Consider the following 21,924-nt stretch of genomic DNA (forward strand, 5'->3'; position numbering starts at 1 on the left):
GTCGTAACTTACCGTTTTGTTTAAATTTGGTTAAAAAAGACAACAAATAGACTCATGTTTTTGACAACGATGTCGATAAAAAAGATAACCAAACACAATAGGTTTCTCTTGATGCCGAATTCGCCCGTTCAAAAAGAGGTGAAAGCATAGTGAAGCCAACCGGGAGAATCAGAGGAAAGCTCATGAAATTTAGACATAAGGTTGTCACAGCCTCGTCATTTTTGCTGCTAATTACCGTGTCACTACTGTCGACGCAACAAGTTATGACGATCCGCTCCCAAACGCAGGAGCACATTGACTCGAGTGTGAACGAGATATTGACCAGTGTTGGCAATACCGTGCAATCAGAAATGAATGCTAAAAAGGATCTCGCTCGTTCTATTACTGAAGTTATCGAACTTAATCCAAGTTCACACAACTACGTTCAGAACATTCTTGAGCGACCAACACCAAAAGCCAGCTTTCTTGCGATTGGCTTTGGTTATGAAAGCAATGGCTTCGTGATTGAAAATGACGACGGCTGGGAAGCAGGACCAGACTACGATCCGCGTCAACGTCCTTGGTTCATCGCAGCTAAAAACAAAGGCGATTTGGTCGTAACAGACCCATACGTCGATGCGTCTTCAAAAAACGTCATCATCTCTGTTGGCACACCAGTAAAAGAAAACGGCCAGTTCTTAGCTGGTATGTTTTATGACCTTGAGCTAACTACCCTTTCTGACCTCGTCAACCAAGTGAATCTGTTTGACGCTGGTTACTTATTTTTGGTCACCGCTGATGGAACAACCATTGCTCACCCTCAAAGCAAATACAACGGTGAAAAAGTTGGTAGCTACCTACCACAAGTTGATCTTACACAATCAACGCAACACATTGAGATCGATGGCGATCGTTATATGATTAACTTGACTCACATCCCGGGCGAGAACTGGTACGTGGGTTCAGTTATTGATGAAGCTATCGCCTACTCTGCCGTAGGAGAGCTTCGCAACAGCGCTATTATTTATTCAATCATTGCCGTGATTGCTTCTGTTATTGCACTGACTCTGCTCATTCGCACACTCATGCGTCCGCTAGACACATTAAACAACGCGATTAAAGATGTTGCGTCAGGGAAAGGCGATCTTACACAGCGCCTTGAAACTGATACTGACCAAGAATTCTCAGAGCTTGCTACAAACTTCAATACGTTCATGGAAAACTTGCAACAGCAAATTATTGAGTCGAAGAGTATTTCTGATCAAATTTTGAATGGCACTCAAATCACCGCTGAGGGTGCAAAAGATTCGGCTGGTGCTATTCAAACTCAGCTACAAGAGCTAGAACAATTAGCCACCGCGATGCACGAGATGTCTGTTACCGCGACTGAAGTTGCCAATAATGCGCAAGGCGCAGCGAGTGCAGCCAAAGAAGCAGATCAAGCAACGGTTGAGGGCTCTTCTGTGGTCGGTGAATCGACACAAACGATCAACATGCTTTCCGATAGCATTGACCTTGCTGTCGAAGAAGTGCAAGTGCTTGAATCTGCAACCGCCAACATCGAAACGATTCTAAAAGTCATCAACGATATTGCGGACCAAACGAACTTACTCGCGCTGAATGCCGCAATCGAGGCTGCACGTGCGGGAGAATCTGGCCGAGGCTTCGCCGTCGTTGCTGATGAAGTTCGTACACTGGCGCAACGAACTCAAGAATCAACAACAGAAATTCGTACTATGATTGAGCAGCTGCAATCTGGCGCATCATCTGTGGCAAATGCTATGCATCAAAGCAAGGGTAGCGCTGTAGAAGCCGTAGAAAAAGCAGACTTGGCAAACAACGCGCTACAACGTATTCGTGATGCGATTCAGCGTATTTCTGATATGAACTTACAAATAGCCTCAGCGGCGGAAGAACAAAGCTTAGTTGCGGAGGAGATCAACAACAATACGGTGAATATTAAAGACCTATCGACTCAAGTCGCCGAATCTGCAAATCGAACTAACGATGCTATGCAGGCACAGCAAGAAGATGTACATAAACAAGATCAAATATTAAACCGATTTACAGTCTAGTCTTCACCTAAACAAAAACAGCGAGCCAATGCTCGCTGTTTTTGTTTTTAGACCTCTATCGCAGTGGTATCTAGACTTAGAACGCCTAGTTTTTAGTGTTGTTGCCACTCGACTCAAAACTGTTATCACGCTTGCTATGCTGCCTTTCCCACTCTAGTTGAATTCAACATGGATATAGCGGTCATTGGAGCGACGATAATAACGATCATCCACTTTTAAATAGGTGAAATCTCCAATCTTTATGTAGGTACTATTACGAGGAATTCGGTCGTGGTAGTAGTAACTGCGTCTTGGTCGTCGAGACTCCACATAAATAACGTCACGATGTTTATACTTATGTTTATGCTTGTGCTTGCGTTTATGATGATGGTGATACTCATGATGGTGATCATATCGATGACCATGCCTATGTTTCGGGTCAGCCATCACTTCTGTACTAAACACACCTAAAGACAATATAACGCCAACCATGGCAAAAGATAATTGCTTTGACACAACAGAGCCTCTTATTAATATCAATAGCAACATAATAGGTAGGTGAATCACTGCACATGTCAGCCTTTCGCTAAGGAGTTTTACTACAAGGTCAAAGCTTATCGTGATTATCAGAGAAACGTCAAACATCACAAATGCTGATGACTTTGAGTGGCCTGGATTCGGCTATGAATACAAAAAAGCCGCCCGTTATACAACGAGCGGCTCAGTTTTTAAATCAGCTAGCGTGATTTTATACTGCTTGGGCAAACAGCAAGAAACAGCCGAACAGGAAGATCATGCTCATTCCCATTACGCCACCACCAGCTTCATAAATATTGTCATCTTCTACTGGCACTCGACGCACTTTCATTGTCATTGATAATGGGACAAAGACCGCGAGAAACACAAGAATAATCCCCGCGTAGCTAAGAATAGCCAAGAAATGTTCTGGCGCAAACACAGCACCTAGTAGTGGTAGCACAAAAGTAGTAACAAAAATCACTGGCTTACTTGCTTTCAGTAAGTCTGCATTTTGATCGTATAGCGCCATTGCCACACCTAAGAACGACGTTAGCAGTGCTAACCCAGTGAACATGGATAGGATAAACTCCAAACCTTCGTATTGCTGACCTAATACCGAGATTAACTCTGTTACATTGGAGTATTGAACAAGCTCATGAGGTGGTAGGTTACCGACAACTGCTAACAACCATAATAGGTAACAAACAAGCGGAATAGTTGAACCCACGATAATCATATTACGCAGTTGTGTTTTGCTCGCCTCTTTGTTGTAAGTTACAAGCGATGGGATCACGACCATAAAACCGAAACTGGTGAAAAGCACCGAGCTTGTCTTAATTAGCGCCATCTTATCGTCACTCACGACTTCATCAAGTCCCTCAAACGAGACGCTTGGTGCAAGCGCAAAAAGTGTCAGGATCAACGCCACGATCATGCCTAGGAACAAACCGCGATTAAGCTTATCTACAACTCCTGTACCTGCCGAAACAATGATACCGACTAAAAGAGTAAAACCGACTTGGCTTGCGATCGTAGATGTTGGCAGCCCAATTGAGACTGTTACTTTTTGTACGAGATCACCCGCACCAATGATATAAGCCATCAATAGACAAACTAACAGGGCGTAAAGCAAGCTGTTGGTTACCAACTGGCCACCTTTACCTAGCGTTTCGCGAGCAATTGCATTCATGCTCGCGCCGCCGCCTACTTTGCAACTGGCCTCAAGAAGGAGCAGCGCAGCGTAAGTCGTCCCAGCCCAGATAAATAACATAAGAAGAGTGCCCCAGAGGAGGCCAAATTGAGCAAGCACCATTGGTATAGCAAGCATACCAGCGCCAAGAGCAGTACCTGCAACGATCAAGGAACTGCCGACAAGTTTTAGGTTCACGGTTAATACCTCTAAATTCAATCCGTTTATTTCTCGCCAGTTGTGCTACATCCAAAGCACACCCAACAAAACGCTCTACTCAGCCAAAATTTGGTTACAAGAACCCTATATGGCTAAGAAAACATGCAGCAAAAGGTGGTTAATTCAATTGCACATGAACACTTGAGAGTCGTTTTGGGCGATGTCATCGTTGATGAAATGCGCACAACTTTGGGTTCGAAGCAAAATTGTTCATCTTAATTCATCAACCCCCATTCGTTGTGAATGGATTTGGTTCGAAAAGATTGTAAGGCATAAGCAGGACGATTGAAAAGCAAAAGGTCAATCTTATAGCGATATATTTTAACAACTCTCCTCATTCACCTAAAATGTGTTGTTATTTTCATCACTAATCAGTCTTTTATCGCCTAATGAGAGTAAGAACGTGCTCAACCGCTCAATTTTGGATGGGTGTACAAATTAATTTACAGTTCAAGTAAAGGTGTTAGATTCCAGGGGCGTAGCCTAGATCGGACAATATCGCTATTATTCGCTGCGTACCGACACTGTTCGGTTCACATACCTCTAAACACTGATTTACGGTTCGAAACTATAGGTAAATGAGTGTCCGAATGCTGGGTGTGGTTCCCCAGCATTTGCATCCTTTCTTTTAGGTGTTATCCAAACTGTCTAAATCTAAGCTAGCTTGCCCATTCTATTAATACGCTTTATCTAACGCTCCGATGATATAAGTTAATGCTGAAACGCCCATATCCGCGACCTGCTTCTCAGTCACACTCATATTTTCATACGCAATCTGCAACTCTACCTCACCTATCGATTCTTTATGAAGATAAAGCTCTTTGTAGTTCATCAACCTCTGTTGAGACTGTCGAGTCAAAGCGACAACATTTTCTTTAGTGACACGATGCTGCTCATTAAGCTCGCTAAATAATTGATCTAAAATGCGTTGCATTTTGCGAATTGAGGATTTTGTCTCGATTGATTTGTATGATTGATACTTTTCCATTGAGTTTATAACTGACTAAAATATGTACATTTTTATTAGATAGCTATTCTTATACTGATTGCAAAACAGGTAAATATGAGATGGTTAAACTGGTCCACTTCTTGCTTTATTTAGGTCAAAACTGTCCTTTCAGGAGAGCACATGCAGGTCGACCCTATTATTGAAGCACTGATTGCGAGAAGAAAAGCGAGTGGCCTCTCCCGTGAACAAATGGCAAACATCGCAGGGATGAGTGTGAAAACGTATCAACGGATAGAGCGTGGAGAATCCGACCTGAAACTTTCCCAATATCGCTCCATACTGCGCTCTCTGCATTTGACCGATCTCGACATCGCATTGGATATAAGAGGCGTTCAACACGTAACAGCGGATGATCTAATGGCCGTTGCACGCTTGCTGTCTCCTGAAGCTCAGTCCCTACTTGTTCGCCTGTTATCGCTCGTTATTGAACAGCGGAACACAAAAAGCGGCTCATAACCTTATGACTGATTAAGAGCAATAAAATTCCCGCTCGGCCTATAATATTCTCGAATTATGGCCTTCGTTCCCTTTTTCATTGATTCCTCTTTTCACGCTTTATATGACAGTCGCGTTGTCTGTTCTACGCCTCCCCAAAACGAATAAAACCCGCAGCTTGGCGGGTTTTAGGGCTGTATAAGAAAATACTTCGTTTAATGTGTTTGGGATTTTACTTAGTAAAAATCCTTAAACTCTGGAATCCTCGCCTTACCTCTCAGCAATAAGAAGTTCAAGAATCGGCTCGTCGACGTAGTGAGTATCTTCTCTTCTTCCACACCGTGTTTTTCCAGCAAAGCAATCGCCAAATCTAACTTAGAGATCTCTTCACAGAAGTGCGCATCAGATCCGGTACTGAAGTAAACACCAATCTCTTTGCCCAGCTCGACAATGCGATCACAACGGGAATCACTACCCTTACGGCTTTTGCCTGTCAAAGATGTATTGTTAACTTCAACCGCAACATTGTGCTCTTTAGCACAGCGCAGCACCTGTTCCATATCGAATGGGTAATTTGGGTTGCCTAAGTGACCGAGAACATCCACCCTGCCGCTTTTAATCGCATTTATCAGAGCGGCAGTATGCTCAGCTTCGGTTGCGGGCTTGAATACGGGTTCATGGAAACTCGCGATCACCCAGTCAAGATGTTGGTCAGAGGAAGGTGGTAAATCTATCTCCCCTTTCACATTCAGCGTGTTGGCTTCGACACCACGGAGAATACCTACATCGTGTAAAAAGCGGGGCAAAATTCTTTGATTATTGAAATGCCAGTAGTGAGGGGCTCCTGGCATTTCGGGAGCATGATCGGTGGTACAAAGAAGTTTTAGCCCCTTATTCTTCGCTGCCAATGCGTTCTCTAAAATGGTGCTGTAAGCATGTCCACTGGCAATAGTATGGGTGTGGCTATCAACGACGATATCCATGGTGACCTCCTAAGTTGTGGACGAATTATCGAATTTCGAACGAACCGTTTTGATTGAGAAACAGCGTGAGATCCGCTGGAATCGAGTGATTTAAAACCTTATCTACATTTACGGCATCTGAGTTCAAATAAAACTCCAATGCAGCTTCTGGCTCTGTACCACCACGAATCTTACGATTGACTAAACGCTCTTGTAGAAACTCAGGCTGTGTATCTACGAAGACGGTGAAATCGGCCAAGCGATGCAGTTCTTTCCATACTGGTTCATTAAGCAGTAACCAATTCCCCTCAACGACAACCACATTCCGATTTACCAAAATGGCGTCGTCGACTGGATCATGCAAATTGCGGTCGTAGTATGGCCATTTTGTATCTTTCATTTTGAGCTGTTTGAGCTTGTCGATAAGCTCCGTCAGATTAAATGTTTGATAGGACCCCTTAATACTGCGCAGAGGCACGAGCTCGCCATCTCGTTCAATCGTATTGTTGTCGAGGATCTCATTTGGATAGTGGAAACCATCAAACGGCAGCACTTGTAAAGGCTCTTGGCTTTCATCATGTTCAGAGAGATGTTCCCAGAACGCAGCAAGGGTTGACTTACCGCTACCCGGAGGGGCACACAAGAACACCACAATGCGTTCCTGCTTCTCATGATAAAGACGGGTAAATTTTTCGATAAGAGGTTGATGGATTCGCTTTACGTCGGCATCAGGAAAGGTAGCTTCGGTTTCAAAACCACTGACGTTTAAATTCACTTTCATGGTGAACCCTTATTGATTGATCTCCCCTTCGATTCTTTCTATCAACATTTCACATGACAGCTTCAACACTGTTTTGATGAGAGATTCGTATCTCATTTGCGAAAAGGACTCAAACGAAGAGAACTTAAGCTGATTGATCGACTCAAGATAAAAGCTGTCTTGCTGAGAAGAGAGTACCGCTTGGTTTTTGATGAAGTCGTAAATCACGTCATCCGCGAATTCAACTTTCTCCGGTTGGCTAACCACGTACTCCAACACCTGATCGTACAACCCGATATCGGCGTATGTTTCCAAAGAGATTTTACCCATCGCAAACATCAGCTTCGATACCACATCGGTGGTCACCAGCGGACCATCTTCTTTCAATAAAGGATCCACAGCATACTCCTTCACGAGATCGTCTTGGACGAACACGCTCGGAAATAATGCTTTTAACTTGAGGTTAATTATTTTGTTAGAAACCTGAAGAAACGCAGTGGCATTTTCGCACTCGTCCAGTTTCTCCAGTAATTCATCTTCACGTGACAACGTATTATGACCTCTCCATTATGTGGCAGCGCAAAGGCTACCACACAAATTCGTTGCAACTAAACCGTTAAGCTCACGTCATAAAACTCAAGTAACGCTTTTTCTGCATGCGCGTTCCACACATAGTTGTTCGCGCACAAAATCGCATCGAGTTCCGCAAAGAACGGGTCTTGATCTGCCAGCGATAAAAAGTCATCAATCGCCGTCAATTGCAGGTCAATATGTGGGTAAATCAACTTCTTACCGCCCGGAATATCCAACTGATTCAGAATCGTATGGGGTGCAGCTTGTAAGCCACCAACATGGGTGATCATGAAAGACGGGTTGATCTTGCCTTGTGAGGAAAGCTCAATAGATTCCACCATGTCACCCTTTGAACCACCGGACGTCCCTACAATATGGGTTGATTCGTAATGCACGTTGTAGAAGTTAAACGGCACTTTGAAATTCTTATCGGTTGGGCCTGCGAAGAAGTTTAGGCAGCCATCGTTACCCAACAGCTCATCGGCTTGTTCTAGCACTTGAGCAACAGCCGCGTAGACCATTACATCGTCGTAGCCTTTGCCACCGTTGAGTGCTTTGAGATACGCGACCGGATCGTCGATTTGAGCGGTATTCACATAGTGCAGTTCAACGCCCTGCTCTTTGGCTTTTGCAACGGGAATGAGGCTTTCAGCTCGGTCTAAACGCGAGGCGTCGATGTCCGTCACCACGATCAGTTTTGGCTTCACCGGGCCGTTGATCGCATAGTCAATCGCACCAATGCCCATTGGGCCAGCACACGCCAAAAGCGCTAACGCACCGCCCTCTTTGATGCCCATATCATGCTCGTACACGTATTGCGTGGTGTGGTAGCTCGCATGGTACGCACCGATAATGCAAGACATTGGCTCAGCCAAAGACGCATCTGCAAAGTAGTCACCGTGGTAAGGCAAAACGCAACCTAAGTCGATAGCGATTTTAGGAATGATGGAATACGTTGCGTTGCCGCCAAAGGTTTCGTAGCTGTAACCCGCTGAGTAACCAGTAGGCAAACCCATTGCTGGTTGCAGTACAAAGTAATCGCCTGCTTTGTATTGATCTTTTAGGTTCTCACCAACTTCAACAATCACACCTGCATATTCATGACCAGTCATCACTGGCACTTCATCAATGTTTTCAGGAACGCGTTTGTGTTTGCTACCTAACAATGCTGCTTTGTAAGTGGATAGACAAATGCTGTTTGAAATGTTTTTAACCAGAAGTTCGTCGGCTGAAATGTTTGGTAAATCAAAGGTTCTTAATTGAACGTTTTTCTCACCACAGATAACCGCTGCCGTTGTTTGTACCATGATTTCTCTCCTAATTGGGGCGATACCTGCCGCCCCAAACTGCATTGTTAGGCTGGTTGCTCAGTCGCGACCGTTTGTTGCTTAATCTTATCCATCAGCTCGTCAAGCGCTGGGTCGTTGAGGAAGTTCTTGATCGTTACGACTGGTAAACCTGTCGCGTTGACTGCGCGGCTTTCTAAGCTCTCGTGCGTCACGACGATGTCGGCTTCACTCGGGACTTTCTCGATGGCGAAGTTCTTCACTTCAATGTCTATCCCAGCTTGTACCAGCTTGCGTTTGAAGGTCGATGCGCCCATTGCACTAGAGCCCATACCCGCATCACATGCGAATGCGACAAATGAAATTGGCTTGCTCGGCTCTTGCGTCGTCGCAGCTGCCGCAACTGGCTTAACTGCGCCTTCCGCTTTCATCTCTTTCATGTCAGAAACTGATTTCTCAAACTCGCTTTCTTTTTCTTCTGATTTGCTCACTTTCAGAATCGCACTTGCTACCAAGAAAGAGACAATCGTTGCACTTGTCACACCTGCGATGGTCGCAATGAAGCTACCTTTCGGAGTAAGAGCAAGGTAAGAGAAGATAGAGCCTGGACTTGGACCCGCGACCAAACCGGCATCGAATAGGTTGAAGGTTGCGATACCTGTCGCCGCACCAGCAATCATTGCCACAATCATGATTGGTTTCATGAGTACATATGGGAAGTACAACTCATGAATACCACCAAAGAAGTGAATGATGATGGCACTTGGCGCAGAACGTTTAGACAAACCCTGACCAAACTTCGCGTAAGCCAGCAGCATACCAAGACCTGGACCTGGGTTAGATGCCACCATAAAGAAGATGGACTTGCCCGTTTCTGCGGCCGCTTGCAGGCCTAGTGGGTAGTAAATACCTTGATCAATGGCATTGTTGAGGAACAACACTTTTGCTGGTTCGTTAATGATCGCTAACAGAGGCAGGAAACCCGTTGCAACCAACGCTTCGATGCCTGATTTCACAAACAAGTTTGCCGCTGTTACCGCAGGACCAACAATCTCGTAGGCGAACAGACACAGAATCATGCCCACAATACCTAGTGAGAAGTTGTTCACTACCATCTCAAAACCAGAAGGGATGCGGTGTTGAATACGTTTATCCACTTGCACCACAACCCAAGCGCTCAGTGGGCCCATGATCATTGCGCCAACAAACATCGGTATGTCAGCCCCGACAATCACGCCCATCGTACCGATAGCCCCCGCTACCGCGCCGCGTTTTTCACCAACAATCTGACCACCGGTGTAACCAATCAAAAGTGGCAGCAAGTAAGTGATCATTGGCCCCACGAGTTCGCCAAAGGCTTCGTTTGGCATCCAGCCCGTAGGAATAAAGAGTGCAGTAATAAAGCCCCAAGCGATAAAGGCTCCGATATTTGGCAGCACCATGGCGGTCAAATGACCTCCGAAGGCTTGCACATTGGCTCGCATGTTTGCTTTCACGTTATGTTCCTTTTAGTATGCTTTTATTATGTCCAGCACTTGTTCTTTGGAAGAAGCTTGTGCCAGTTTTGCAATGTTCTCTTCATCCACAAACATCTCGCTCAACGCTTGAATCACCTCAATGTGGGTATCAGAGTCTTTCGCAGCTAAGGTAATAAGAATATTGGCCGGACCGAGATCCGATCCAAAATCAACAGGTGATGGGAAAATATGAATGCCTAAGCCTGTTTTTAAAACACCAGTTTCAGGTCGGGCATGAGGCATTGCCAATCCAGGGCATAACACATAGTAAGGACCGTTTTCTTCCGTTGAACGGATGATTGCATCAGCATAATGCTGGGAGACGTAACCTTTATTTTCTAGGTATTGCGTTGTCTTTTTAACCGCATCTTGCCATTGGTAAGCGCGATCATTAATTACATCTACTAGTTCGTGGTCGATTAACTCGTACAACATATTTAACCCTATCAACAGTTCGTCATCTGATGGGTTAATTATCAATAACAGAGTCCCAACCGCGCAACCGAGCTACTTTTGCGCTTCGAGTCACACTTTAAAGCCTGTCAATTTGTTTAAATGGACAGAGCTCAAAAATCCCACACGTAAAAAATCTACAAATTTTATTTGAGCAACAAGTCAATAGACGAATTTTGAATACAATCACCTTCTCGAAAATATTCTTAAAGTTACATTATTTAAATTAGATCACATTAGACCTATTGACTCGATATAATTCGTGATTAATTTCAAAGTTCATTTCGGGCCGTTTCTTGATCACTCGCGCTCAAACGTAGATAAGCATCACACTTGTTGGCTAGAAAAAATAAAAACGTCACTGGCTTTCACCAAATTGCAGACACAAAAAAACCGCCATTCAGGCGGTTTTGATCAGTCCGCAGACCAAACGGATCGTATGTCTGGCCATCCCCAGTTTGTGAGTGCGACATCTTCCAAGACCCCTTGAAAACGTAGCGTCTGAGTATGGTGAAACATCGGTGCAATCCAATATTCGCTAATCAATGTGGACGCAATCGGCTCTAACGCGCTCAGATAATCTTCAAGCGGTGAGAATGCGCGGACATTTTCCATTTGAGCATCCAACCACGCCGCATTTTGCGCCCCTAAGGTGTGGTAAAGCACGGCATTGCTAAAGAAGTTGCTAAACGCAGACGCATGACGGTTATCGTCCAAGTTAATATTGGTGACAACCAGAGTCTCATCAAGCGTACCGTTTTTGGCTTTCTCGCTCAGTTCACGGTAGGAGTACATAACGATCTCGACTCGGCTGCCCGCATGTTTTAGACGCGAAGAAATCGCTCGTGCACACCGGCGTAGTGCCGTGTAATTGTACCCTGCGATGGTGATCAGCTTTGGCAACTTGACCGCTTCTCCAAAGGGGCGCAACACTGGCTTCCAGTTAGGCAATAAGTTATAAGCAGGTATGCTCCCAAATATAATGTTTTCATTACGCATCACGTCAGCTAGCTGTTCAGGTTGAATCAATTCACTGATGTATCGGCGCTGGGCCTGAGACAAAGCGTGCTTTGCATGATGGTTAAACAGTGCGAACAAACAACCGTCTTCCGTTCGACTGCGTTTACTCGCTGGTGATACTTCACTGTTTGGCGTCGACATATAGTGGCTGCACATGTCATCAGCAGAATCGGGTTCTGGTTGCAATGTGTTTGCGGCAAGCGATGGATTTTCCATCTGTTCATCGTTGACGATCCATATCGTCACAAAATCCGTTAATACTCGACACGCGTAATAGCCATCAAACGCTTGCAGTTTCAAACGGTTTTCACTGTGCTCAACGACGGAAAATGGACCACTCCCCACCACCAACTTGTTGTTCGCAACGTTCACCTGACTCACGGGCTGAATGCCATATTTCACGCCAGAAATAAGTCCAGCAAAACCCAAGTCAGGTCGGTTAAGCTTAAAAACAACCTTCAATGGATTAAGTGCCGTAATGTTGGCAACATGCGCCAGCTCTTTTTCGTAGTATTCCAAAGAGCTTAATTTGGCGAACAAACTGACAACCGTTTCAGCATCAATTGGGTTGCCATTATGAAAAGTCAGACCCGGACGAAGATAAAATGTCCATTCGTACAAGCTGTCATCATAACGCCAATGATGAGCCAACTCTGGCTGCACCTGTCCGTTGTAATCGCTCGAAACCAAACAACAATAAATTTGGCGAAGCAAAAAACGTTCACTACTTCGCTGCAGTTGATGCGGAACCACACGCTCGAACATGCGTTTGTAGGTCAGCTGAATATTGAGCCGCCCCTCTTTTACCGATGCGCCCGACGTTGTTTTGAGGAGTCGCCCAAATGCAGCTTCATCTTCATCCAGAATCGACAGCGCTTTCTCGTACTTACCAAGCTTGATTCGCTCTAGTGCAAGGCTTTCTTTTAGCGCGCTGAGTTCAACGTTTAACAACAATGTTGAACGCTGGTTCCGTCCCGGTTTTGGTCGCCAACTTAACCACGCTATCTCTTGCATCTGCGCCAGCAAACTGCGCGCATGACGAGGCGAAGTAAACAATAAATCGGCGATTTCTTGCAGCGTGGTTTTTGCTTCATTACCAACACCAAAAGAGAGCAAGCGTTGGTAATAACGAAATAAGTTGAGATCAGACACCGCACGCACCTTAACTCTAGGAGGCCATTCAATAGGCGTATTTTACTGAACTTGGCGGCAATAAAATAAGAAAACTTCCAAACACTTTGTTCCCCTTTTACTAACATTTCGTACCTATATTGTAGGAAAACCCCACCAATTCGGTTTTATCAGGAATAAAGCGAAGAAATCTACTCTCTTTTTCGCCTCCCCTTTTTTCACCATACTGATTTAGCGAGCAGGAAATATAGAAAATTGCTCATAACCTAACCCCCAAGCAGAACTTAGCTCCTGATACCACACCCCCCAATTCGTCGTATCTTTAAGTTCTGCTTTTTTACTGCCAACAGTTGCGCCTTATAAAAAGCACACGTACACTTAATCGTAATTCGACGATTAACTATAAAGGTCTGCTCATGAGCAACAAATGCAGCGAAACATGCGAATTTGCTTTTGAAGCCACACAAAAACAACTGGATAAAGAGCAAGCACTCGCCGCTCAAGCAAAAGCGCTGTCTCATCCTGCTCGCTTACGCATTCTGCATATTCTTCACACTTTAGACACTATGGGCGGCTGCTTAAATAGCGATTTAGTCTCTGAGTTAGGTTTAGCGCAATCGACCGTATCAGAACACTTACGTATTCTAAAACAGGCAGGGTTTATCAGTGCAGAACCTAACCCGCCAAAGGTTTGTTACCGCATTCAACGTGAAAAACTGAACGCGTTTAACGCTCAATTTTCCGGTTTATTTAGCTAAGACACGTTGCGCGCTTTCCATGCGCGCAAAGATAAACTATAACCTTATATATCGCCTTTCGACGATAAACGAATAGAGACCACTATGACGACTGAAGTTTTCAATAGTGCCAGCGAAAAAATGAGCTTTCTTGACCGCTACTTAACGGTTTGGATCTTTGTCGCAATGGCCATCGGCGTGGGGATAGGCGCAGCCTACCCGCAAGTAGCAGAATGGAACGAAGCAATGTCCGTTGGTAGTACGAACGTACCACTCGCCATTGGTTTGATTTTGATGATGTACCCACCACTAGCCAAGGTGAACTACGGTCTATTAGGAACGGTAACGAGAGATAAAAAAGCCATCACGCTGTCTCTGGTTATGAACTGGATCATCGGCCCAATCCTGATGTTCGTTCTTGCTTTAACCTTTCTTGGTGATCATCCAGGTTACATGGTCGGTATTATTTTGATTGGCCTTGCACGCTGCATCGCTATGGTTTTAGTGTGGAATGATATTGGCGGCGGCAACAAAGAATATGGCGCGGCCTTGGTGGCATTAAATAGCGCATTTCAAATTCTGACTTACAGCGTTATGGCTTGGCTATTCATCACCGTACTTCCACCGTTCTTTGGCTATGAAGGTTTTGTGGTTGATATTTCCATGGGAGACATTGCGGAAAGCGTATTGATTTACTTAGGCATTCCGTTCCTCGCTGGTTTTCTCAGTCGTAAATGGTTAGTCGCTGCAAAGGGTGAGAAGTGGTACAACGATGTGTTTATTCCTCGAATTTCACCCATTACTTTGATCGCTTTGCTCGCCACCATCGTGCTGATGTTCAGCCTCAAAGGAGAGATGATTTTACAGCTACCAATGGATGTGTTCCGCGTGGCAGTCCCACTAGCGATCTACTTCGTATTGATGTTTTTTACCAGCTTCTTTATCGGGAAGAGAATGGGCATCCCCTACGATAAAAATGCCTCCATCGCTTTTACGGCGACGGGCAACAACTTCGAGCTGGCGATCGCGGTTTCCATTGCTGTATTTGGCCTGAACTCCGATCAAGCATTCGCTGGCGTGATTGGTCCGCTAATCGAGGTTCCTGTTCTGATTGCTTTGGTTAACGTCGCACTGAGGATGAAAACCAAATACCAGAGCTAAAATTGGAAACATAAAGATCGAGCCAAACAGCAATATTAAGTACTAACTGACGACAGTTTTTATGTACTCACTGGGCGTTAAACCAAACTTCCCTTTAAATCGTTGGCTAAAACGGCCTTCCGATTGATAGCCACACAACTGCGCGAGTAACGCAACGTTGTATGAACCATTTTGCATCAGGTAGAGTGCGTGATTTAAGCGCACTTCTGCCAGCACTTCGCGATACTGAGTGCCCTCTTGCTTGAGTTTGCGTATCAACGTTGCTCGGCTCATAGCAAAGCGCTCAGCAACAAATTCCAAAGGGTGGTCATCGCCCGGAGAGCGTGACAGATAGCGGCTGAGTTTCTGACTGAACGAGGTATTGGAACTCGAGAAAAGCCGATGCAATAGTCCTCGCTCTGCTAACTGCTGATACAACCCCATCATCCAATAACGTTGCGTCGCTTCACTTAAACTTTCCCGTTCAAAAGAAAACAAGGCATTTAATGTCGCTTGCAGTGCTTTGTCTGTCTCCACCGCTGGGACGTAATTTCCCAATGCATTACTCATACTCAGCTCTAACATTTCATCGCTAGGTACGCAGTGAAAACTGAACATTCGTGAAAGAAAACGCCCTTGTTGAGGAAGGTTTTCAAAATTCAGCGAAGCGTTTGCTTCACAAAGCATGATGTTAGGATGAAGAATATCAAACGCTTCGTTTTTCCAAAACAGACGCTTACTCCCTTTAATGATCTGGATAATACTCGGGGAGTGAATCCTGACGTTACGTAGCTTTTGCTGCTGCTCCGCACGAAACAGCGTCACTTGATATTGATGCCCCATCTTCTCCCCTTTCGTATTCAATTATCGTGTGTAAGTCGCGGTTAACTTCGCGTTGTCCAATGCAACACTATTCAACGTAAATCCTACAACCGCCGCTGGCGTGTTCTCATCCAAGTTCAACTTATCACTCGGCAGCGCCCAAACGGTAAACTGGTAGCGGTGCATACCATCTTTTTCTGGCGGACATGCGCCGCCAAAACCAGTAGTACCGTAATCGATACGAGACTCCTTACCGCCGAGCTTACTGATATCAACGCCACGAGGCAGCTCGTTAACTGAGGCTGGAATATCAAACGCTATCCAATGCCAAAAACCACTGCCTGTTGGTGCATCAGGATCGTACGCGGTAATCGCAAAACTTTTTGTACCCTTTGGAACGTCTTTCCACATCAGTTGTGGAGACTGGTTCGCACCATCACATCCCCAACCTGAATATTCAAATGTCTTCGCCATTGGATGACCTTCTTGAATATCTTTGCTCGTTAGTTCAAAAGCATGGGCAGAGCCGATAACCAAAACGCTAAGGGCCAAAACAGACTTGTGAATCGCTTTCATGTGTTTCTTCCTTTCAATGAGTTCAATTCAAGTCTATTCATCAACCCAAGCCAGGGCACACCAATAAGTATCATAAAACATAAAATCATCGTCTATTTTGAAACTTTAAGATTCTAACATAAATTTCTTATTTTCTGAGTTGCATCTGGTTTATGCTAACTAACCACTTATAGAACAAGGAAGACAAAATGGAACTGGATATCTTCGTCGTTGACGCATTTACAGACACGCAATTTAAAGGCAACTCAGCCGCAGTTGTACCCTTGCAAGAGTGGTTAGAACCAGATCTAATGCAAAACATTGCAGCGGAAAACAACCTCTCTGAAACCGCGTTTGTTAAAGCGATTGGTACGAATCAATATGAAGTACGCTGGTTTTCGCCACTCACAGAAATCGACTTTTGTGGACATGCAACGCTCGCCGCTTCTATGGTGTTGTTCGACCAACTAGGCGTTACAGGAAGTATTGAGTTTCACACATTAAAAGTGGGCACCTTAACCGTAATTAAGAACGCACTTGGCAAGATTGAAATGACATTTCCGACAAGAGCGCCACACCCCGTCAACGCCATTCCTACGCAATTAATTGAGGGATTAAACTGCGAAGTAACACACGTACTGCTTAGCCCGCAAGCTTACTTCGTCATCGTGGAAGATGAGCAAACCGTTTTCGATGTTCAATATCGATCCGACCAACTGAAACAACTCGCCCCTTACGATGTCGTCGTCACATCAAAAAGCAGTCAATACGACTTTGTATCTCGCTACTTTTGGCCAGCAAACGGCGGAGATGAAGACCCTGTCACAGGATCAATCCACGCAGGCTTAGCACCATATTGGGCGCAAGAGCTCGGCAAAGCATCTTTAGTGGCGTATCAAGCATCAGCGCGTGGTGGCGTTCTGTACTGCGAAGTCAAGGAGGATTGCGTCAATGTATCTGGTGATGGTGTGTTGTATATGAAAGGCAAAATTTACGTCTAAGTGTGCCTCGAAGATTGGCGTTAACTGTTTTTATCCTTGAGAGCCTAGCCGCCCGCTAGGCTTTTCTATTTCCTGCTGCTTCTGCGTTAATCGTTACAAAGGTGTTCGACAATACACACTGGAGAGCCTATCTCACAGTCATAACCCGTTGCAGTAATTTCCCCTGTTTGAGGATTGCGACGTAAGCTCACCACATTGTTGGAATGTTGATTGGCAACCAGCAACCACTTTTGATCACGAGACAACACAAAATCTCGTGGAAAAGCCCCTTCACAGTGAATGGCTGCTCGCCTTTTGGGCGTATCACCAGACACATCAAACACACTGATTTTGTTCTGAGCTCGGCAAGAGACATACAAAAACGTTTCATCTAACGAAAGACGAATCGCCGCCGCCGCTTGCTGATTATCTTCCCCTTCTAATAATTCTGTTTGATTCGAGATAAGCCATTTATCTTGGTGCTTAACCAACACAATCAAGGTTTCTGACAGTTCGCAAGCCACATACGCTGTCGACTCTTGTTGGTTAAACACCACATGGCGCGGTCCCGAACCTGCGGGTAAATGAATCACTTGCGACAGTGAAAAAACCGGCGGCTGGGCATCGTAATCATAAATAAGGACGCTATCGCTGCCCAAGTCTACGACAACCAATTGATGACTGTGCTTTAAAAACGTGACTTGATGAGCGTGAGGAGAAGTTTGGCGCTCTAAATTCGGCCCGCATCCATCAACGTATAAATCCGCCAATAAACCAAGCGGTTTACCATCGCGATCCAATTGAAATACGCTAACATTTCCAGAGCCATAATTAGCAACCGCCAACAACGTTTTTTTGATATCCAAATGACACGGATAATCGCCATTAATCGGCAAAGAGACGGATTCACTACCGCGAAAAAACACGAGCTCTGCACCTTCATTTCTATCCATTTCGCTAAACGTATACAGCCCGTGTTCGGTGCTCGTGAGATAGGACGGATTACGTTGAACTACAACATCGTCAAGCCGAGTCAGTTCACCCGTTTCAGTGTTCAGCGATAGACGCGCAATGCCCGTGCTCGTACTCGGTGGGTTGGTGTAAGTGCCAATATAAAAATGCACGTGACCAGTTGTTGTCATGGATGGCCTTATATGAGTGATTCGTATTATTCAACACCTTGCCTATTGTCATGGCCGACCGCAATCCATTTTACGAATCAGCCACTTAAAATGTGAAGTGATTTCTAATTCAGAATCAAGTGACAACTTGCTGCCCCAACTAGCCTAGTGTTTATCGCTGGGCATTTAATTTTACTTATCAGGAAAAACCTGACCTCGTTCAAGGTTTTTTCATTCCACCTCGCGACAAGCTTGTTCCAACGCTAAGCCTCTCTATTTAAAAAGAATCGCTTGTAGATAAAATGCTAAGCTCTAAAAAGAAATCGTTATGGATGGCAGTTAGCGACGGGTTGGCAGGCTCAATCAACACGCTCCCGTTCACAAGTTATCTATTCATGCATTACTTCTTCAAAGGAAGCACCGCACTATGAAGCGAATCATTTTTGGCACATTGGTTATTGCCCTTTTAAGCGCCTGTTCAAAAGATAACACGCACCAAGCGCTTGGCACTTTAGAACGTGACCGCGTAACGTTTACTGCCACATCTAATGAGATAATTAGAGCCCTTCCTGTCAAAGAAGGCAGCTTGGTCAGTGAAGGGGAAGTGTTGGTTCAGCTCGATACTAAGAATCAACAAGCAGTTCTTGCACACGCCGTTGCCGAGCAAGCCAAAGCGGGAGCGTATTTGCTTAAATTGACCAATGGTGAACGCCCAGAAGACATTGCTGCCGCATCGGCACGCGTAGCCCGAGCGGAAGCGCAGCTCACCGAAGCGCAGAAAAACTATCAACGCAAAGCAGAACTGGTGCGTAAAAAGCTCATCAGCCAATCCGAAAAAGATTCCGCTCTTGCGGCAAGGGACTCTGCGAGAGCGGAATTAGACTCAGCAAAAGAAGAGTTCAGTAAGCTCACCGCAGGTTCTCGCTTAGAAGACATCGAACAAGCTAAAGCCGCTTTAATGGCGGCAAAAGCCGAAGTGGCGTTGCAAGAGCAAAAACTGGCAGAACTCACCATCACGGCCACGCGTGACGGTACGCTCGATAATTTGCCTTACAACCTTGGCGAACGCGTACCAGTGAACGGTGTGGTTGCCGTGATTCAAGCCAACCGCGTGCCGTATGCGCGAGTGTATGTTCCTGCCGATTATCGAATCGGGTTTATTCCTGGGAAAACCGTGACGGTAAATGTCGATGGCCTGGAGAGTCCATTACAAGGCACCGTTCGTTGGGTGGCTAGTGAGCCGTCATTCACGCCCTACTTCGCACTAACCGAAGAAGAACGTTCACGATTGATGTATCTAGCAGAAGTTGATTTACCTGAGTCTGCAAAAACGTTGCCGTCCGGTGTGCCTGCCCAAGTAGATTTGGTGGAGTAAGCCAATGACCGAGTATGCAATTCAAGCTCAAAATGTAGTCAAAAAGTTCGGCGACTTTACTGCTATCAATAACATCACACTCAACGTGCCCAAAGGCAGCATTTACGGATTTTTGGGGCCAAATGGTTGCGGTAAGTCGACCACCATTCGTGTGCTCACCGGCCTTCTCAGTCCAAGCGAAGGCAGTGTGGATGTGCTTGGATTAGAAATCCCAAAACAATCCGAACAACTGCGGCTCAAAATTGGTTACATGACACAAAAGTTCTCGTTGTACGATGACCTATCCGTTCAAGAGAACCTCGAATTTATTGGGCAAATTTTTGGTTTAAGCAGCAAGTCGCTGAAAGAGCGGATAGAAGAGCAGCTCACCACTTACGGGTTGGATCAATTGCGCAAACAGCGCGTAAGCGGCATGAGTGGCGGACAAAAGCAGCGTCTTTCACTCGCCGCCGCGACCATGCATAAACCCGAACTGCTATTTTTGGATGAGCCGACATCCGCCGTTGACCCCGAAAATCGACGCGATTTTTGGGAGCAGTTGTTCGACTTGTGCGATCAAGGTACGACGATTTTGGTCACCACGCATTACATGGACGAAGCGGAACGCTGCCACCGTCTGGCGATCATGGAATCGGGCGAAATTCGTGCCGATGGCGAGCCCGAACAGTTAATGGAACAGATGGGCGTTAATATCATTGAGGTGAAAGCCGACAAACTTCGTGAACTCAAAGAAAAGCTGATTCAACGTGACGAAGTTCGCTCTGCGGCGCAGTTGGGGATTCGTTTACGCATCCTTATCCACCAGCATGTCGAGCAACCGATTGAATGGTTAAAGCAGACGTTTCCCGAACTTCAAAACACTGAAATGAACCACGCTCGCCCAAGCTTAGAAGATGTTTTTGTCAGCGTGACAGGGAAAGGCCGCCAATGATGAAACCTATCGCCCGCATGAAAGCCGTCATGATCAAAGAGATTCGCCAACTTTCCCGTGACCGAATCACATTTGGCATGGTGGTGATGATCCCGCTTATCCAGCTTTTGTTGTTCGGCTTTGCAATCAATACGGACATTCGCAACATTCCGGTAGGTGTTGTCGACCAAAGTGGCAGCACCGCCGGACGGATCATTACCCAGTCCGTCAAAGTCACTCAAGTGGTGGATATCAAAGAAACCTATGCCACCGCGCAAGAGGCTGAACAAGCGATTCAAGATGGTATTGTGCGCGCCGTGCTGATTTTGCCAAGCGATCTCACGCAACGCATGATGCAAGGTCGGGAGCTTGGGCAGTGGATTGTGGATGGGTCAGATACCATGATCAGCTCGGCAATATTGTCGTTGCAAACCATGCCATTGACCGATTTTGATTTCGAGATTCGCCCAGCGCCAAGCAAAACATTCGAAGTCGCACTCTACTACAACCCAAGTCGGCGTTCTGCGGTCAACATCGTACCCGGCTTACTCGGTGTGATTCTCACCATGACGATGATTTTGTTCACCAGTGCCGCGATTGTACGAGAACGTGAACGGGGAAATTTGGAGCTATTGATCACCACGCCCATCCACTCGATAGAGCTAATGGTGGCGAAAATCGTGCCGTATATCTTTGTCGGCTTAATTCAGGTTTTCATCATTCTAGGGTTGGGACATTGGATTTTCGGCGTGCCGATTAACGGTGCAATCAGCCAAATTCTGTTTGGAACCTTGTTGTTTATCGCCGCCAGCTTAACTTTAGGATTGGTCATATCCACCATCGCCACAACTCAGCTTCAAGCCATGCAAATGACGGTGTTCATTCTTCTGCCTTCAATTCTGCTGTCTGGATTTATGTTCCCTTACGAGGGCATGCCAGTCGCAGCACAGTGGATTTCAGAAGCCCTGCCCGCCACTCACTTTATGCGCATGATTCGAGGCATAGTGTTGCGAGGAGCGGATCTGATGGACTTATGGCGAGATACCCTTTGGTTGCTCGGGTTTACCGTATTTGGATTGGTCGTTGCGTCACTGAGGTTTAAGAAATCGCTCGATTAAACTTGCCAATTTTTCTCTTTCGCAGAAACAAAAATAGCCTCGACAATGAGGCTATTTTTG

21 protein-coding genes are annotated in these 21,924 nt (G+C 45.6%); 8 read left to right on the top strand and 13 right to left on the bottom strand.

Annotation, left to right across the window (positions count from 1 at the left end):
• Positions 1–182: 182 nt before the first annotated feature.
• Entirely contained in the window at positions 183–2,054 is a 1,872-nt protein-coding gene (locus ACWPOD_RS05110; RefSeq protein WP_046873719.1) for a methyl-accepting chemotaxis protein, read from the top strand.
• A 153-nt stretch (positions 2,055–2,207) separates the two neighbouring features.
• Here ACWPOD_RS05110 and ACWPOD_RS05115 read toward each other — a convergent pair whose 3' ends face one another.
• From ACWPOD_RS05115 to ACWPOD_RS05125, 3 genes are all read right to left on the bottom strand, one after another.
• Entirely contained in the window at positions 2,208–2,549 is a 342-nt protein-coding gene (locus ACWPOD_RS05115) for a hypothetical protein (RefSeq protein ID WP_456231618.1), read from the bottom strand.
• Positions 2,550–2,781: 232 nt separating this feature from the next.
• On the bottom strand, positions 2,782–3,939 hold the full coding sequence (locus ACWPOD_RS05120) for an amino acid permease (RefSeq protein ID WP_258687332.1): 1,158 nt from the start codon (positions 3,937–3,939) through the stop codon (positions 2,782–2,784).
• Between the two features lie 697 nt (positions 3,940–4,636).
• Positions 4,637–4,948 (bottom strand): hypothetical protein, encoded by a 312-nt coding sequence (locus ACWPOD_RS05125; RefSeq protein WP_006742087.1) that lies wholly within the window; start codon positions 4,946–4,948, stop codon positions 4,637–4,639.
• A 141-nt stretch (positions 4,949–5,089) separates the two neighbouring features.
• Here ACWPOD_RS05125 and ACWPOD_RS05130 point away from each other — a divergent pair, with 141 nt between their 5' ends.
• Positions 5,090–5,425 (top strand): helix-turn-helix domain-containing protein, encoded by a 336-nt coding sequence (locus tag ACWPOD_RS05130; protein WP_048625270.1) that lies wholly within the window; start codon positions 5,090–5,092, stop codon positions 5,423–5,425.
• Positions 5,426–5,640: 215 nt separating this feature from the next.
• Here ACWPOD_RS05130 and ACWPOD_RS05135 read toward each other — a convergent pair whose 3' ends face one another.
• The 7 genes from ACWPOD_RS05135 to ACWPOD_RS05165 form a co-directional block, all read right to left on the bottom strand.
• Entirely contained in the window at positions 5,641–6,387 is a 747-nt protein-coding gene (locus ACWPOD_RS05135; protein WP_456231619.1) for a PHP domain-containing protein, read from the bottom strand.
• Positions 6,388–6,412: 25 nt separating this feature from the next.
• Positions 6,413–7,147, bottom strand: a complete 735-nt coding sequence (locus ACWPOD_RS05140; RefSeq protein WP_395220095.1) for a nucleoside/nucleotide kinase family protein — start codon at positions 7,145–7,147, stop codon at positions 6,413–6,415.
• Between the two features lie 9 nt (positions 7,148–7,156).
• The gene (locus ACWPOD_RS05145) at positions 7,157–7,675 is read right to left on the bottom strand and encodes an MltR family transcriptional regulator (RefSeq protein WP_456231620.1); all 519 of its coding nucleotides are present in this window, start codon (positions 7,673–7,675) and stop codon (positions 7,157–7,159) included.
• A 59-nt stretch (positions 7,676–7,734) separates the two neighbouring features.
• Positions 7,735–9,006 (bottom strand): zinc-binding dehydrogenase, encoded by a 1,272-nt coding sequence (locus tag ACWPOD_RS05150; RefSeq protein ID WP_456231621.1) that lies wholly within the window; start codon positions 9,004–9,006, stop codon positions 7,735–7,737.
• Between the two features lie 47 nt (positions 9,007–9,053).
• Positions 9,054–10,481, bottom strand: coding sequence for a PTS mannitol transporter subunit IICB (locus ACWPOD_RS05155; protein WP_134645896.1), 1,428 nt, complete (start codon positions 10,479–10,481; stop codon positions 9,054–9,056).
• A 12-nt stretch (positions 10,482–10,493) separates the two neighbouring features.
• Positions 10,494–10,937 (bottom strand): PTS sugar transporter subunit IIA, encoded by a 444-nt coding sequence (locus tag ACWPOD_RS05160; RefSeq protein ID WP_005391226.1) that lies wholly within the window; start codon positions 10,935–10,937, stop codon positions 10,494–10,496.
• A 432-nt stretch (positions 10,938–11,369) separates the two neighbouring features.
• Positions 11,370–13,127: an SgrR family transcriptional regulator gene (locus ACWPOD_RS05165; RefSeq protein WP_258687334.1), complete on the bottom strand. Its 1,758-nt coding sequence runs from the start codon at positions 13,125–13,127 to the stop codon at positions 11,370–11,372.
• 395 nt (positions 13,128–13,522) lie between these two features.
• Between ACWPOD_RS05165 and ACWPOD_RS05170 the strand changes: the two genes are divergently transcribed.
• Both ACWPOD_RS05170 and arsB read left to right on the top strand, forming a co-directional pair.
• A complete protein-coding gene (locus ACWPOD_RS05170) occupies positions 13,523–13,864 on the top strand; it encodes an ArsR/SmtB family transcription factor (protein WP_145472108.1) in 342 nt (113 codons plus the stop codon).
• An 84-nt stretch (positions 13,865–13,948) separates the two neighbouring features.
• Positions 13,949–15,004, top strand: coding sequence for an ACR3 family arsenite efflux transporter (arsB, locus tag ACWPOD_RS05175; RefSeq protein WP_170902669.1), 1,056 nt, complete (start codon positions 13,949–13,951; stop codon positions 15,002–15,004).
• Positions 15,005–15,046: 42 nt separating this feature from the next.
• Here arsB and ACWPOD_RS05180 read toward each other — a convergent pair whose 3' ends face one another.
• Together ACWPOD_RS05180 and ACWPOD_RS05185 are read right to left on the bottom strand one after the other, a co-directional pair.
• A complete protein-coding gene (locus tag ACWPOD_RS05180) occupies positions 15,047–15,826 on the bottom strand; it encodes a helix-turn-helix transcriptional regulator (protein ID WP_005391234.1) in 780 nt (259 codons plus the stop codon).
• Positions 15,827–15,847: 21 nt separating this feature from the next.
• Positions 15,848–16,381, bottom strand: coding sequence for a YbhB/YbcL family Raf kinase inhibitor-like protein (locus ACWPOD_RS05185; RefSeq protein WP_005391235.1), 534 nt, complete (start codon positions 16,379–16,381; stop codon positions 15,848–15,850).
• 188 nt (positions 16,382–16,569) lie between these two features.
• On the opposite strand from ACWPOD_RS05185, the gene ACWPOD_RS05190 reads away from it, so the two are divergent.
• On the top strand, positions 16,570–17,361 hold the full coding sequence (locus ACWPOD_RS05190) for a PhzF family phenazine biosynthesis protein (protein WP_046873726.1): 792 nt from the start codon (positions 16,570–16,572) through the stop codon (positions 17,359–17,361).
• Positions 17,362–17,447: 86 nt separating this feature from the next.
• Here the strand turns inward: ACWPOD_RS05190 and ACWPOD_RS05195 are convergent, their stop codons facing one another.
• Positions 17,448–18,482: a lactonase family protein gene (locus ACWPOD_RS05195; RefSeq protein ID WP_456231622.1), complete on the bottom strand. Its 1,035-nt coding sequence runs from the start codon at positions 18,480–18,482 to the stop codon at positions 17,448–17,450.
• A 406-nt stretch (positions 18,483–18,888) separates the two neighbouring features.
• Between ACWPOD_RS05195 and ACWPOD_RS05200 the strand changes: the two genes are divergently transcribed.
• From ACWPOD_RS05200 to ACWPOD_RS05210, 3 genes are read left to right on the top strand one after another with little or no spacing between them, the layout of a single operon-like run.
• A complete protein-coding gene (locus ACWPOD_RS05200; protein ID WP_025442935.1) occupies positions 18,889–19,836 on the top strand; it encodes an HlyD family secretion protein in 948 nt (315 codons plus the stop codon).
• Between the two features lie 4 nt (positions 19,837–19,840).
• Positions 19,841–20,767: an ABC transporter ATP-binding protein gene (locus ACWPOD_RS05205; protein ID WP_047725664.1), complete on the top strand. Its 927-nt coding sequence runs from the start codon at positions 19,841–19,843 to the stop codon at positions 20,765–20,767.
• A complete protein-coding gene (locus ACWPOD_RS05210) occupies positions 20,767–21,864 on the top strand; it encodes an ABC transporter permease (RefSeq protein WP_005498311.1) in 1,098 nt (365 codons plus the stop codon). Before ACWPOD_RS05205 ends, ACWPOD_RS05210 begins: the two co-directional genes overlap by 1 nt.
• Positions 21,865–21,924: the final 60 nt, after the last annotated feature.

It is taken from the genome of Vibrio sp. JZG120 (genome assembly GCF_053890955.1).